The organism is Sorangiineae bacterium MSr12523 (genome assembly GCA_037157775.1).
In the GTDB taxonomy this organism is placed as follows: Bacteria; Myxococcota_A; Polyangia; order Polyangiales; family Polyangiaceae; genus Pendulispora; species Pendulispora brunnea.
Map to the genome: position 1 here is coordinate 2,094,220 of CP089982.1, position 13,802 is coordinate 2,108,021.

Annotated in this window: 10 protein-coding genes and 1 tRNA gene; 5 read left to right on the plus strand and 6 right to left on the minus strand. The window is 63.7% G+C overall.

Annotation, left to right across the window (positions count from 1 at the left end; translation table 11 throughout):
* Window positions 1-1,281 precede the first annotated feature (1,281 nt).
* Both LZC95_08425 and LZC95_08430 read left to right on the plus strand, forming a co-directional pair.
* Window positions 1,282-2,220, plus strand: coding sequence for a site-specific integrase (locus tag LZC95_08425; protein ID WXA96861.1), 939 nt, complete (start codon window positions 1,282-1,284; stop codon window positions 2,218-2,220).
* Between the two features lie 659 nt (window positions 2,221-2,879).
* Window positions 2,880-3,209, plus strand: coding sequence for a helix-turn-helix domain-containing protein (locus LZC95_08430; protein WXA96862.1), 330 nt, complete (start codon window positions 2,880-2,882; stop codon window positions 3,207-3,209).
* 509 nt (window positions 3,210-3,718) lie between these two features.
* Here LZC95_08430 and LZC95_08435 read toward each other — a convergent pair.
* The 5 genes from LZC95_08435 to LZC95_08455 form a co-directional block, all read right to left on the minus strand.
* Window positions 3,719-4,369 carry a hypothetical protein gene (locus LZC95_08435; protein ID WXA96863.1) on the minus strand — a complete coding sequence of 217 codons (651 nt, stop codon included), beginning with the start codon at window positions 4,367-4,369 and terminating at the stop codon, window positions 3,719-3,721.
* Window positions 4,370-4,385: 16 nt separating this feature from the next.
* A tRNA-Ala gene (locus LZC95_08440) sits at window positions 4,386-4,458 on the minus strand.
* A gap of 97 nt (window positions 4,459-4,555) precedes the next feature.
* Window positions 4,556-5,152 carry a hypothetical protein gene (locus LZC95_08445; GenBank protein WXA96864.1) on the minus strand — a complete coding sequence of 199 codons (597 nt, stop codon included), beginning with the start codon at window positions 5,150-5,152 and terminating at the stop codon, window positions 4,556-4,558.
* A gap of 93 nt (window positions 5,153-5,245) precedes the next feature.
* On the minus strand, window positions 5,246-5,695 hold the full coding sequence (locus LZC95_08450) for a response regulator (protein ID WXA96865.1): 450 nt from the start codon (window positions 5,693-5,695) through the stop codon (window positions 5,246-5,248).
* A 75-nt stretch (window positions 5,696-5,770) separates the two neighbouring features.
* Window positions 5,771-7,333, minus strand: coding sequence for a 3,4-dehydroadipyl-CoA semialdehyde dehydrogenase (locus tag LZC95_08455; GenBank protein ID WXA96866.1), 1,563 nt, complete (start codon window positions 7,331-7,333; stop codon window positions 5,771-5,773).
* Between the two features lie 72 nt (window positions 7,334-7,405).
* Between LZC95_08455 and boxC the strand changes: the two genes are divergently transcribed.
* From boxC to LZC95_08470, 3 genes are read left to right on the plus strand one after another with little or no spacing between them, the layout of a single operon-like run.
* Window positions 7,406-9,076 carry a 2,3-epoxybenzoyl-CoA dihydrolase gene (boxC, locus tag LZC95_08460; GenBank protein WXA96867.1) on the plus strand — a complete coding sequence of 557 codons (1,671 nt, stop codon included), beginning with the start codon at window positions 7,406-7,408 and terminating at the stop codon, window positions 9,074-9,076.
* Window positions 9,077-9,100: 24 nt separating this feature from the next.
* Entirely contained in the window at window positions 9,101-10,537 is a 1,437-nt protein-coding gene (gene boxB, locus LZC95_08465; GenBank protein ID WXA96868.1) for a benzoyl-CoA 2,3-epoxidase subunit BoxB, read from the plus strand.
* 10 nt (window positions 10,538-10,547) lie between these two features.
* Window positions 10,548-11,891: a 3-deoxy-7-phosphoheptulonate synthase class II gene (locus tag LZC95_08470; GenBank protein WXA96869.1), complete on the plus strand. Its 1,344-nt coding sequence runs from the start codon at window positions 10,548-10,550 to the stop codon at window positions 11,889-11,891.
* A gap of 164 nt (window positions 11,892-12,055) precedes the next feature.
* On the opposite strand, the gene LZC95_08475 is transcribed toward LZC95_08470, so the two are convergent.
* Window positions 12,056-13,771 carry a hypothetical protein gene (locus tag LZC95_08475; protein WXA96870.1) on the minus strand — a complete coding sequence of 572 codons (1,716 nt, stop codon included), beginning with the start codon at window positions 13,769-13,771 and terminating at the stop codon, window positions 12,056-12,058.
* Window positions 13,772-13,802: the final 31 nt, after the last annotated feature.

Below are 13,802 nucleotides of genomic sequence, written 5' to 3' on the forward strand. Positions count from 1 at the left end.
ACGTTCATTATTTGTTCGCTCATGCTGTCGCACGGCGCGTTGGCCTTCGGAGCGTTCCTTCGAAGGCATGGAATTTCACAAGCCGCGGCTGCGCGGGCGCTCGGCGTGACCGACGTGGCCATTCACGAATGGCTGGCGGGCTCGCGTCGTCCGCGTGGGCATCGCGCTGCCATTGCCATCTGGACTCGGGGGGAGGTTCCAGAGGACCTGTGGCTTCTTCCGGGAGAGCGGCGCGCGCTCGCTCGAATTCGGCCGTTTGCAAGTGATCGACATGCGCGCTCCCTCGCTGGATGGTGCTACGTGGCGGCACCGCTTCATCAGTCTGCGCGTGCCGCCGAAGCCGCGCAAGTGCTGCGAGCGCGGGGGGTGCGCGTGTGTTCACGGTGGCACGATCTCGTCGATGCGTCCGGGGCCGACCCGCGAGATGAGGACGAGCGTCGCGTTCTGATGCAGGAAAACCTGCATGATCTCTCGAAGGCGAGCGTCATTCTTGCCCTCACCGACCGCGGCACTCCGCGAGCGACCTACGCCGAGCTTGGGTGGGCGCTGGCTCGTGACATTCGCGTCGTGTGGCTCCAGACGCCTCAAGGCGAAGGGGGCAACATTTTCGACGCGCATCCACGAGTCTCCCGCGTCTTCGATTTCAGGGACGCAATCGAGATCGTGGCCTCGAGCAGCGACCCGATCATGAACGTGCCTCTTGGAACTCCAGCCCTTGGAGCTATGACGGACGCAGGGAGCTGCTCATGAGCGAAACCAACGAAGACGTCGTCGCCTGCGACGCTCCGACGCTGAAGGTGCTCGATATGGAAGCGCTGGCCGAAGCCGCGGAGCGCTTGCTCCAAGACGAAGAGGGAGCATCGAAATGAGAGTGTACGTCGCAAGTCCCTATACGAACGCGTCTGGGGTGCGAGACGTTCACGTCCGCCTAGTCGAGAAGGGGATCACTCCTACCTCCGCATGGGCGGAAGCAGCGACCGGCCGCGAACGCCTCAGCGCGTTTTTCGCATCTGAGTTTCGAGCCCTCGCAGAGGCGAACGATCGCGCACTGCGCGTAAGTGACGCCGTCCTGGTGTGGTCCCTGCCCGAAGGCGGAGGGGAGATGTACGCGGAGGCCCGCTTCGCGCTCGTGCTCGAGATCCCTGTCTATTGGGTGGGCCGCCCAATCCTGTCTGCTTATCGGCGTGGCGTTCGACTGTTCGACGACATCGATGCCGCAATCGCTGCGCTGAGCGAAAAGGCACATGCAAGAGCGGTGACTTCGTGAATCGGGAGGAACTTATGAACCAGGAAGAGACTTTGGTCGATGAGAAGAAGGTCCCCACCCTGCGCGAATCGGCGGAGCGGTATCTCGCAGTCCGCAAACGCCAGGTCAGCCCCCGAGCCTGGCTCGAGGAATGGCAATATCTCAACGTGGATATTCTGCCCAAGCTCGGAGACCTTCGATTGGCGGAGTTGCTCGACAACACGGAACTCATTCCGGAATTGTTTCGCGAGCTGGGGACGCGTCGCCCCACACCGTATTGCCTTGCGTGCCACACGGTCTTGCGCCAGCTCATCGAAGCCTCGATATTCGGGGCCGAGTCTCCGTTGACCGTGGCAGGGGGGCGGGCGCATGAGCAGCGCCCACGACAAATCATTCCGATCGCAACTGCCCAACGGCTCCTCACCTCATCCTCCGTTCCGCTCGAACGCCGAGCGGAGTACGCCGTGATGGTCGGCACCGGAGCACGAATCGGCGAGATGCACAGCGCGTGTTGGGGGCATCGCCACACGGCGGCGCCAATCCCTTATTGGGTGGTGGGGGACGGTCATTCGCATTACTGGCGCGTGTCGCGGCGCATTCCGCTCGCGCCCTTCGTTCTTGCAGCTCTCGAGGTGCTGCACGACAGCGCGCGGCTCGCATTGTGCCGCGACCCTCGGCCCGAAGACCTCATGCTCCGGGAGATCCGTCGCCCCGTGCGCCCCGAGGTTCTGCGCGCTGACCTCCAGGCTGCGGGCCTGCCCTCCGACCTGCATGCTTTTCCATTCGTGCTTCACGATGTTCGTCGTTCTGTAAACAAGTGGCTCGAGGACGCCGGCGTCGACGGCGAGACACGTGATGCCTTCCTCGGGCACTCCATCGTTGCGTTCGGGATGGAGACCGAAACCATTTCGCTCGAGCGCATGGCGGCGGCGGTTGCACAGCTCCCGTTCCAGTTCTCGGCGGAGGGTGGGTAGGCCCATGGCTACCGCAAAGCAGAGGGCGAGACACGTCATCCCAGTCGCGAGTGCGCAAGCGCTCCTCGCGTCGCCGCAGGTTCGACTCGTACGTCAGGCGCAATACGCGGTCATGTTTGGCACGGCGGCTTCGATTGGTGAGCTTCTCGCTGTTCGTTGGAAGCATCGGTGCCTCAATACAGCCATTCCCAATTTGGTCGTTGGGAACCGTATTTGCGAGCGCCACATTCCGATCGCCACGTTCGTGGCTGCCGCACTCGATGTTCTTCATGAGGACGGGCGTCGCGAACTAGGACGCGAGCCTCTGCCCGAAGACCCGATATTCGCCGAGAGCCAGCGTTCGATCGATGCAGCCCGCCTCCGCGCCGACCTCCGGGTCGCAGGCGGCTTGCCGAGCGATCTCGAAAATCATCCATTCAGGCTGTCCGACATTCGGCGATCGTTCTGCCTGTGGCTCCGCGCGGCTGGAGTTGACCGCTTGACATGCATGGTGCTCTTGGGTCACCGAATCACGGACTCCGGCATCAAGGCCCCCATGCCGCTGGAACGCGTGGCGGACGCCGTTGCGCGCCTTCCTCTTAGGTTCTCAAAGGATGGTGGGTAATGATGGGCGCTACGAGACCGTTTTCCTCGTCGTCGGGAGCGGAGGAGGTGGCGTCGTGACCGAGCCCGCCCAGGTGACGGTCCTGCCCATGAGCGCGGACGCGTTGCGGTCGCTCGTCAGGGAGGCCGTGCGCGAGGAGCTCAAGACCAATGCGTCTGACGACGACGTTCTCGATCTAGAGGACGTCGCGCGGCTTCTAAAGATATCCACGAAAACGGTGGTGAAATACATCAATAAGAGGGGATTGCCCGCAACGCGTTTTGGTCAGAATTGGCGCTTTCGGCGTGACAATGTTCGTAGCTGGTTGCAAGAGCAAGCGGTGAAGTTCGGCGCTCCGAGCGAGCGCTATGGGGACAAACTGCGCGCGGTGAAAGGGGAAGGCTGATGTCCGTTGAAACCAAGAAGAGGAAAAAAGGCGCCACCCATTACGCAGTATTCAGTTGGCAAGGGGGGCGTGTATGGGAGAAGGCTGGTAGCGAAAAGCGCGAAGCGGAACGTCTCGAGAAGCGTCGACGAGCGGAGGTTGCAAACGGTACGTACGTGCCTCCGGCGATGAGCAAGGTTACGACGGTGGGGCAGTACCTGCGGGCTTGGCTTCTAACGCGAGAGAATCGTACGGCGACGAACGACCGAAGCCGGATGAAGTACTACGTGCTCCCGAAGGAGTGGTTCGTCGAGATGCCCATCGCCGATGTGCGGCCACGCCACATCATCCAGTTGATCCAGGAGCTGAAGAAAACGATTGGCCATCGCACGCGCAAGCCGCTGCGACCCAAGACAGTGGCAAACACGTACACTGCCCTGCGGACGATGTTCCGTGATGCTCGCATCGCTGAGCTCACGAACGTTGACCCGTGCGTGATTCCCAAGGGGCTCGTTACGCACAAGACGGTTTCACGTCGCGGACCCTACGAACTCGTCGAGATTCGCCCGCTCGTGCGAGATGAAAAGGTCGAACCGAACAAGCGCGTCTGGAACGCGCTCTTGTTCTTCACGGGGATGCGGACAGGCGAGGCCGCGGGGCGCCGGTTTCGGGATTGGAAGCGTGATGCACATCCTCTCTCTGCTCTCGAGGTGGACACACAATTCAACGACCAACTCCTCAAGACAGATCAGCAGGTGGCGGGCGAGCACGCGCGCCGGATTCCGGTCCACCCCGAGCTCGAACGTGTTCTCGACTGGTGGTGGAGAGAGGGGTTTGCTCAGTTCTACGGGCGCCGTCCGAAGTTGGACGACTTCATCGTTCCTCTCGAAAGCGACGTGCTTGCGTGCCACACGAATTCGAGCGCCTATCGAGTGATGCGGACCTCGTGCAAACGAGCGGAGGTCCCGCTTCGGGGAGTCCACTCGTCGCGCCGTTCCTTCATCTCGCATTGCCGGCGGGGTGGCTGCGCTAAGGATGTGCTCGAACGAATCACCCACAACGCTTGTGGTGACATCATCGACATCTACACATTTTGGGACTGGAAGCCCCTCTGCGACGTCGTCCTTTGCCTCGACTTGGACCGCCCAGAATGTAGAAAAAGTGTAGACGGACTCGCGCAAGTACGCGGAACCTTTGTGGAGCCGAGGGGGATCGAACCCCTGACCTCATCCATGCCATGGATGCGCTCTCCCAGCTGAGCTACGGCCCCTTGGGTGGAGGGTCATCTACTGCGACGCGCGCCTCTTGTCTACTCCCTCGATGAAGGAAGCTCACAAAAGACGCGGTACCCCTCGTTTTTCCGCGGATTATTTCGCGTCCTTGGGGGCCGCGATGTCGACCTCCCACTGCACCGTGGTGTCGCCGCCGGCCCAGGGCGGGTAGACCAGGTTGGCGAAAGCCTGGGTAGCGCAGCGCCCGGTTGGCTTCCCATCGAAGGGCGCCCCGACGGTGGCTCCCTTGGAGCGCCCGTTGTGACCGAGGTTCACGGTCACCATCGTCTTGCCCCACGGCCCGGATGCCTTGCCGTTTTCGTCCTTCGCCGAACCGCAGTTGTCCTTCACCTGGCGGGCCGCACGCTTCAAGACGACCTCCGTCGCCTCTTTGTCGTACGAATCCGTTCGGCGCTGCGATGTGCCTCCCGCCGGAGCAGCCGCAGGTGCGGGCGCTGGCCTCGAGCCATCCGCGGCGGCCGGTGCCGGCGCGGGCGACGAGGAGAACTGCGGATGCCGCGCGTTGTCCGCGGATTCCGACGAATCATCCCATTTGGGGGCGGGCTCCGACGAGGCCGACGACGTCGAGGCGCTCGAACCGGAAGAAGGATCGGTGGCAGGCTTCGACGACCCCCCGCACGCTGCCGTGCCCACCCCAAGACACAGCGTGATCCACAAATATGTCTGCCGCATAGGACAAATTCTGAAACACAATTTTGCGTAATTCAAATAAAGCGAAATTCTGTTTCTCGAATCTTGGACGGATCCGTTGTCCTTATAAAAGTACTAACTCGACTTGTCCTCCGCGTCCTTGGCGCGCTTGAGGCTAATCACCTTGAGTACGGCGGCCAGAAGATCGCCCAATGGGCACGGTTTGGTCAGGTATGCGTCGCAGCCGCGGTCTATCGCGTCGCGCCAATGCTCCGGATAAGCTTGGCCCGTGACGACGATGACCGGAACGGTTTGGCTTGGGTCGGCATCACGCAAGCGTCGCAGCATTTCCCGTCCGTCCATCACCGGCAGCGAAATATCGAGCACGATGAGATCCGGTCGGAGTGCCTGCGCGCGCTCCAGCCCTTCGGCGCCGTTGCTGGCCTCGGTCACGCGAAACCCTGCTCGCGTCAGGAACGCGGCGTACAGCGCACGGCTGTCCTCGTTGTCCTCGACGCAAAGGATGAGAGGGCGGCGCTGCGTCCTAGGCTCCGGACGGCGCGGAATGGGCGTCGCATCGTTCATATAGGGATCTCCTACAGGCCCCAGGGGAGAACCTTGAACCCTGGGACCTCGATCGCAAGCTCCTCCGCGCGAGCTTTACGCTTTCTCTTCGCGCTGTCCGGAAATCATCTCGAGCAACGCCCGGTCACCCTGCAAGGCCACGCGCTGCATGTAAAAGGCCAGTCCGCGGCGACCGCCAAGCTCTTCACCGCTGCCCGCGCGCCCCGGTCCGCCGTGTACGAGCGGAGCCAATACGGTGCCCGGAGGCACGGCCTGTCCCGCGATTTTCGAAGAGCCCACGGTTACGCGGCCATGGTACGGCGCAATGCCGAGCACCACGGATCGCACGAAGGCCTTGTCGTCCGAGTAGACGCTCGACACCAGACCTCCGCCACCTGCCGCGACCCACTTCACGGCATCGGCCGCATCGGAATACGGCATCACGGTGGCCACGGGGCCGAAGACCTCGTGATTGTGCACTGCATCACCCGGATCGGGCCGCTCGCCGTGTAGCAACACGGGGCTGATGAAATAACCCTTCTCGTGCACGGCCTCTGCGCTTCCGAACACGGCTTTTCCATGGGCCGCGAGCTTGGCGACGCCGGCGCGAACGTCGGCCAATTGTTGCGCTGTCGCAAGGGGGCCCATGCCCACGTCCTCGCGCGAAGGATCGCCCACCTTGATGGCCGCGAGGCGCTCGCGCAGCCGCTCGAGCACCGCAGGCACCTTGTCCGCGGGCACGTACACGCGGCGGATGGCCGTGCATTTTTGCCCCGTCTTTTGGGTCATGTCGCGCACGACATCGCCGACGAAAAGGTTCATCACCTCGGAGTCGTCGCCGACGTCGGGCCCGAGCAACGCCGCATTGAGGCTGTCGGCCTCCACGTTCACCCGCACCGAGTGTTCCCGCACCGCATGCTCGGCGCGCAGGTGCGCACCGGTCGTTCCTGCGCCCGTGAACGCGAGGACGTCTTGCCCGCGCAGGTGCTTCAAGAGATCGCCCGGGCTGCCGGCAATGAAGGAGAGCGCCCCCGGGGGAAGCAGTTTTTCCTCGACCCAAAGGCGCACGATGCGGTGCGAAACCAGGGCGGTGCTCGAGGCGGGCTTGCTCACCACGGGCACGCCCGCACAGAGCGCCACGGCGGCTTTTTCCGCGAGGCCCCACGCCGGAAAGTTGAACGCGTTGATGTGCACGGCCACGCCCTCGCGCGGCACGAAGATGTGGGCCCCCACCAAACGCGGGCTTCGGCCGAGCGGAAGGCTCGGACCATCGAGCAACACCGGCCCGTTCGGCGCCTCTTTTGCCAGTTCCGCGGCGACGTCGGCGTACGCCGCCAAGGTGAGGGACGCTCCGTCGATATCGAACTTCGCATCCCCGCGCGTGTTGCCCCCGTTCTCGATGGCCAGCCCGATGAGCTCGTCGCGGTGGGCGTGGATGCACCGCGACAAAGCGCGCAGCATCTCCCCACGCGCCGCGAAGCTCATGGCTCGGAGCGCGGGCCCGCCCACGTCACGGGCGTAGGCGAGGGCGACTCCGAAATCGAGACCCTCGGTGTTGGACGTCGCGATGGGAGCTTCCGTCGACGGATTGACCAGCGTGCTCGCACGTCCGCTTCCTCGTACCCAGGCGCCTTGCAGATAGCTTTCGAGCTCGATCATAAGCGGACTGTCCGCCGTCTTTCGCTTCAGAGCAAGACTCTCATCGCGGCATCGGGTACGGTTTGGGGTGCCATGGCCGACGCCCTTCACACCGTTCACGCTGGAGTCACGAGTCCGGTCCGATTCGAAACCCATCCCGATCGCTACCGTCATTGGCAACTGAGCTTTCCCGCGGAGTACGGTGGTGCCGTCGCGCGGCTGGCCATGAACGTCAAAGAAGACGGCGGCGGCGACTACGTGTTGAAGCTCAACTCGTACGACCTCGGCGTCGACATCGAGCTCGCCGATGCCTTGCAGCGCATTCGCTTCGAACATCCCGCCGTCAAAGCGCTGGTCATCACCAGCGCGAAAGACCGTATTTTTTCGTCCGGCGCGAACATTTACATGCTGGGAGGCTCCACCCATGCCTTCAAAGTGAACTTCTGCAAATTCACGAACGAGACGAGGCTCTACCTCGAGGAGATGAGCGCCGAATCCGGCGTCTCCAGCGTCGCCGCGCTCAATGGCACGGCGTCGGGTGGCGGCTACGAGCTGGCGCTGGCCTGTGACTCCATCGTCCTACAGGATGACGGCTCGTCGGCGGTGAGCCTGCCCGAGGCGCCGCTGCTGGCGGTGCTTCCGGGCACCGGCGGGCTGACGCGCCTCGTCGACAAGCGCAAGGTGCGTCGCGATCTCGCGGACGTCTTCTCCACCTTGGCCGAGGGCATTCGCGGCAAGCGCGCCGTCGCGTGGAACCTCGTCGACGAGTCGCCCTCGCGTTCGCAGTTCGACGCGGTGGTGAAGACGCGCGCGGAGGCTTTCGTCGCCGCATCGAAGCGCAAGGCCCACGCGCCCATCGTGCTCGCGCCGCTCGAGGCGAACCGCAGTGATAACGGTGCAGAATACAAGTATGTCTCGCTGGTCCTCGATCGCGCCGCGCGGACGGCGACGTTGACCGTGCGGGCGCCGGGCGCGGGGCAGCCCGCGACGCCGGACGAACTCGCCAAGGCCGGTGCCGATGCGTGGATCCTGCGCGCGTTCCGCGAGCTCGACGATGCGCTGCTCGATCTACGCTTCAATCAGCCGGACATCGGCGTCATCGCGCTCAAGACCGAGGGTGATCCCGCCGCGGTGCTCGCCGTCGATGCCTTCTTGCACGCGCACCGCGAAGACCCGCTGGTGCGCGAGGTCACGTTGCTCGTGCGGCGCGTTCTCAAGCGGCTCGATCTGTCGGCCAAGACGTTCTTCGCCTTGGTCGAACCCGGCTCGTGCTTCGCGGGCACCTTGCTCGAGCTCGCCCTGGCCTCGGATCGCGTTTACATGCTCGACGACGATGGCGTCGCGCTTCAAACCTCGAAGCTCAATGCCGGCGCCTACCCCATGTCGAACGGCCTCTCCCGCTTGGAATCGCGCTTCCTTCGCGAGCCTTCGCGGGTGGCGCGCGTGCTCGAACGCACGGAGCCCTTCGACACGAAGCAGGCCCTCGACGAAGGGCTCGTCACCTTCGCGCCGGACGATCTCGACTGGGAAGATGAAATCCGCATCGCTTTCGAAGAGCGCGCCAGCTATTCGCCCGACGCCCTGACCGGCATGGAAGCAAGCCTTCGCTTCGCCGGCCCCGAGACCTTGGAGACCAAGATTTTCGGCCGCCTCACCGCCTGGCAGAATTGGATCTTCCAGCGTCCCAACGCCGTCGGTCAACGCGGCGCACTCACCCTCTACGGCAGCCCCGAGCGCCCCGAGTTCGATTTTCGCCGCACTTGATGCATCCAGGAAGCGAGCAATGTCATGAGCACCACTGCGATCAGCGACGAGAAGATCCCGAACAACGTCAACCTGGCCGGTGACCGCAAACTCCAGCGAGCGCTCGAGGCGTGGCAGCCAAACTTCGTCTCGTGGTGGAAAGAAATGGGGCCCTACGGCTTCCAGACCGACGACGTGTACCTTCGCACGGCGATCAGCGTCGAATCCGACGGGTGGGCTCATTTCAATTACGTGAAGATGCCCGATTACCGCTGGGGCATCTTTCTCGCGCCGGCGGTGGCCGATCGCACCATCGGCTTCGGCGACAACTTCGGCGAGCCGGTTTGGCAGCAGGTTCCCGGTGAACACCGCAATACCTTGCGGCGCCTCATCGTGACCCAGGGCGACACGGAGCCGGCCAGCGTCGAGCAGCAGCGCATGCTCGGTCACACCTGTCCAAGCGTGTACGACCTGCGCAACCTCTTTCAGGTGAACGTCGAGGAGGGCCGCCACCTCTGGGCGATGGTCTACCTCCTCCACTCGTACTTCGGGCGCGATGGCCGCGAGGAGGCCGAGGCCCTGCTCATGCGCCGCAGCGGCGATCGCGATACGCCGCGCATTCTCGGTGCGTTCAACGAGCCTTGCACCGACTGGCTCTCCTTCTTCATGTTCACGTTCTTCACGGACCGGGACGGCAAATTCCAGCTTCTCGCGTTGGCCGAGAGCGCGTTCGATCCGCTGTCGCGCACCACGCGCTTCATGCTCACCGAGGAAGCGCACCACATGTTCGTGGGCGAGACCGGCGTGGGGCGCATCGTCGAGCGCACCGCGGAGCTGATGGAGAAGAACAAGGTGACCCACCCCGATGACGTGCGAAAGCTCGGCGCCATCGACCTTCCGACGATGCAGCGGTATTTGAATCTTTGGTATTCGCTGTCGCTCGATTTGTTCGGCGGCGAGATTTCCTCCAACGCCGCCTCGTTCTTTGCGACGGGGCTCAAGGGGCGCGCCAAGGAAGACAAATACGAAGACCACCGCGCGCTCGACGGAACGTACGCGATCGACGTGGTCAAGGATGGCGCCATCGCCACCGAGCAGGTTCCCCTGCGCAATGCGATGAACGAGATTCTGCGCGACGAGTACGTCGCCGACTGCCAGCGCGGTTTGGATAAATGGAATCGCCAGCTGGCCGCCCACAACGTCGAGTTCAAATTCGAACTACCGAACCGTCGTTTCCATCGCCACATCGGCATTTATTCGGATATCAACGCCGATCCGTCGGGGAAGTTGATCTCCGCGGCCGACTTTGCCCAGCGCCGCGAGGATTGGCTTCCGAGCGAAAAGGACAAAGAGTACATCCGCAGTTTGATGCAGCATCCCATCTTCGATCCGAAGCAAATGGCCAATTGGATTTCCGCACCCAAGCAGGGCATCAAGGGGCGTCCGGTCGATTTCGAATATGTTCGCCGCGGCGAAGGCTGACGTGGAAAGCATGGATAACGACTGGTCTCCTGTTTCGTGGCATGACAAGCCGGTGACGCAGCAACCCGCGTACGAAGAGTCGGACAAGCTGGAAAGTGTCCTCTCGGAGCTCGGGAAGCTGCCGCCGCTGGTAACCTCGGGGGAGGTGCTTGCGCTCAAGCAAAGGCTTGCCCAAGCGCAGGAGGGAAAAGCTTTTCTGCTGCAGGGCGGCGATTGCGCGGAGCGTTTCGACGATTGCACGTCGGGGCATATTTCCAACAATTTGAAGGTGCTCCTTCAAATGAACTTGGTGCTCGTCCACGGGCTCAAGTTGCCCGTGGTGCGAATTGGGCGCATTGCGGGGCAATACGCGAAGCCGCGCTCGGCCGACGTGGAAACGCGGCAGGGCGTTTCGCTTCCGAGCTACCGCGGCGACTTCGTGAATGGCCCGGAATTCACCGCGGAGGCGCGCAGGCCGGATCCGCAGCGCATGCTGCGCGGTCATGCGCACTCCGCCATGACGATGAATTTCGTGCGCTCGCTGCTCGACGGCGGCTTTGCGGACGCTCACCACCCCGAATACTGGGACCTGGAGTGGATGAGTTGCTCGCCGATGCACAACGAGTACCGGCGCCTGGTGCAGGCCATTGGCGATTCGGTGCGTTTCGTCGAGGCGCTGAGCGGCGATCGCGCCGGCGGTGCGCGCCCGGAGTTCTACACCTCGCACGAGGCGTTGGTGCTGCAGTACGAGCAGTCGCAGACGCGGCAGGTTCCGCGGCAGGACGGGTGGTTCAATCTGTCGACGCACTTTCCTTGGATCGGGATGCGCACGGCCCACGTGGATGGGGCGCACGTCGAATACTGCCGCGGGGTGCGCAACCCCATCGCGGTGAAGGTGGGCCCGGGCTTGGAGTCGGACCACCTGAAACGGCTGCTGGCGATTCTCAATCCGGACAACGAGCCTGGGCGCCTCACGCTGATTCACCGCATGGGCGAGCGCAACATCGAGAACGATCTGCCACCGCTGATCGCGGCGGTGTGTCAGGAGGGCGCGCGCGTCCTCTGGTGCTGCGACGCCATGCACGGCAACACGGAGACGCTCGGCAACGGCGTGAAGACGCGCCGCTTCGAGAACATCCGCACGGAGCTCGAACGCGCTTTCGACGTGCACGCCGCCTGCGGCAGCCGCCTAGGAGGCGTCCACCTCGAGATGACCGGCGAAAACGTCACCGAGTGCCTCGGCGGCGCGCGCAACCTGCGCGAAGAAGATCTCGCGCGCCACTACCGCAGCCAAGTCGACCCCCGCCTCAACTGCGAACAGGCCCTAGAACTCGCCATGCTCATCGTCCGCAAGCACACCAGCGCTGCCCCCTGATAAGCCTAGGAGAGAATTCACATGAAGGCGGGAAGGCGGGAAGGAGTTCCGGCGCGAAGCGTCGCAGAAGGCTTTTTTGGGTGTTTCAGTGCGCCCACTGGGCCGATTGAAAACTCAAAACCTTCCCGCCTTCCCGCCTTCATGTGAAATTCTCCGGGAGCGTGCTACGAGTCCGCGGTGCGTTCGATTTCGAGCGAGAGGATGCGGCGGACGATGGCGATGGCGCAGGCGTAGGTGCTGTCGACGCCGAAGTAGCTCAGGCTCTTCGAGAGGAGCGATTGGCGGCGTGAGTACGGGGTGTCCGATGCGTAGTGCACGAATCCCACGTCAATGGGGACGGTGGCGCTCAGGTTGATGATCTCGTCCTGCGGAACCCGCGTGGGGTGCACCAGTTCGTAGACGGCGGCGAGGAAGGGGCCGGCCTCCATTTCGAGCACGGTGTAGCCGTCGCGGTAGAAGGCGCTCATGTAATTGCGATTCTGCAGAAACGCGCTGCGTACCGTCAGGGCCGACTGATTGTCGAATACGCTGCCGTAACGAAGGTACGGCCGAATATCCTTTGCACCGAACGCATTTCGGAAAAGGAACGTGTTTCGCGAATGTTCGTCGAAAACCGTGCCCGATAGCGCAACGTCGCCCACGCGCCCATTGAGGGTCGCGGCCTTGCCCATCACGTAGAGACCGTGCAGCTCGCCCACGCCTTGGCCCACGCGCGACATCAAATGATACGCCGCCATGCCCAGCGGGTAATCGATGTTGATGATCACCGCGTCGCTCTTGGGCAGCGCGGCGGCCAGCCCCGGAAGGTTCAACCGCGGGTCGATCACGCTCGGGTTGATCTTGCCCACCTCGATGATCTGCGCATCGACGTCGATGTGTCCCGGCTCCGACAAGTGCGTCAGGCCGCAGCTCGCCTCGAAGGCGCGGACCTCGCGCATGCGATCGCGCCCGGGCCTCGCGTGGATGTAACCGCGCAGCAAATAATAGAGGAACGGCAGCCGATCTTCCTCGTTGCCCGAGGCTTGGGCCGCGGCAATGGTCTCGGCCAGGCCCTCGGGGTTCGTCTCGCGCCCGAATGCCAAAATCGCATCTTGGTGCGTGCGCGCATAGCCACCGACCAGGTTGGCGATGGCATGCGTGTTCGAGGAAACGAAGTACACCGGCCGCCGCCGCGGCGGCTCGGAGCGAACGTAGTGCGGCTCGATGCCGCTCCACCATCGCTGCGCGGAGCGCTGGTACTGCGAATACGACGCGGCGAGCAGCCGCACGTTCACGTCGACGGGGTGGTTCGCGATGTTGGCGATGCCTTGCGCGAGCCGGCCCCCGAAGGCCTGCGTGAGCACGTCGACCTCGTCGACGGAGATGCCCAGGTAGCGCGCCACCTCCTCCGTCGCGGGCGCCGCCTTGTCGGCTCCCATATCGGCGGCGAGCGGACGAAGCCGCTCGTGCATCTTGTTCCACTCGATCTGAAACGCCGTCAAAATGGGGATGAAGTCGTCGATGTCGCTTTCGCTGGCGATGAACACCGCGAGCCGGTGTCCCTCCGGATCCAACCGCAGCGGGCGCCGCCGGCCGCGCGTGCGGACCGTGCGCCAGCTTTGCACTTCGAAGCCCGCGGCCTCGAACAGCTCGTGCGACTGGCCGAGCACCACCAGGTCGATGCCCGGCATGTCATCCGGCAATCGTGCGGCGGCATAGGCAAAAGCCGATACATCCGGCGTGGGCGAGAGCGCCCCCGGATGCAACGACGACCCTGCGAAGGCATGCGCCTCCTCGAAGGCGCGCACTCGAACCTCGACGGTCGAGCGAAGCAGAGAGGTATAAGTTCGGACGTAGAGATCGATCTCGTCGGACGGTGTAACGGGGGGCCTGCGCTCCATGGCGCACTCTAACGGGTTTCGCGCTGGCTAG

Bases quoted from the DNA above. Each gene is read 5' to 3' on its own strand.
- LZC95_08445 (WXA96864.1), bottom strand. From the start codon at position 5,152: ATGCGGCAGACATATTTGTGGATCACGCTGTGTCTTGGGGTGGGCACG.
- LZC95_08450 (WXA96865.1), bottom strand. From the start codon at position 5,695: ATGAACGATGCGACGCCCATTCCGCGCCGTCCGGAGCCTAGGACGCAG.
- boxC (WXA96867.1), top strand. From the start codon at position 7,406: ATGGCCGACGCCCTTCACACCGTTCACGCTGGAGTCACGAGTCCGGTC.
- boxB (WXA96868.1), top strand. From the start codon at position 9,101: ATGAGCACCACTGCGATCAGCGACGAGAAGATCCCGAACAACGTCAAC.
- LZC95_08455 (WXA96866.1), bottom strand. From the start codon at position 7,333: ATGATCGAGCTCGAAAGCTATCTGCAAGGCGCCTGGGTACGAGGAAGC.
- LZC95_08470 (WXA96869.1), top strand. From the start codon at position 10,548: ATGGATAACGACTGGTCTCCTGTTTCGTGGCATGACAAGCCGGTGACG.
- LZC95_08475 (WXA96870.1), bottom strand. From the start codon at position 13,771: ATGGAGCGCAGGCCCCCCGTTACACCGTCCGACGAGATCGATCTCTAC.
- LZC95_08425 (WXA96861.1), top strand. From the start codon at position 1,282: ATGAACCAGGAAGAGACTTTGGTCGATGAGAAGAAGGTCCCCACCCTG.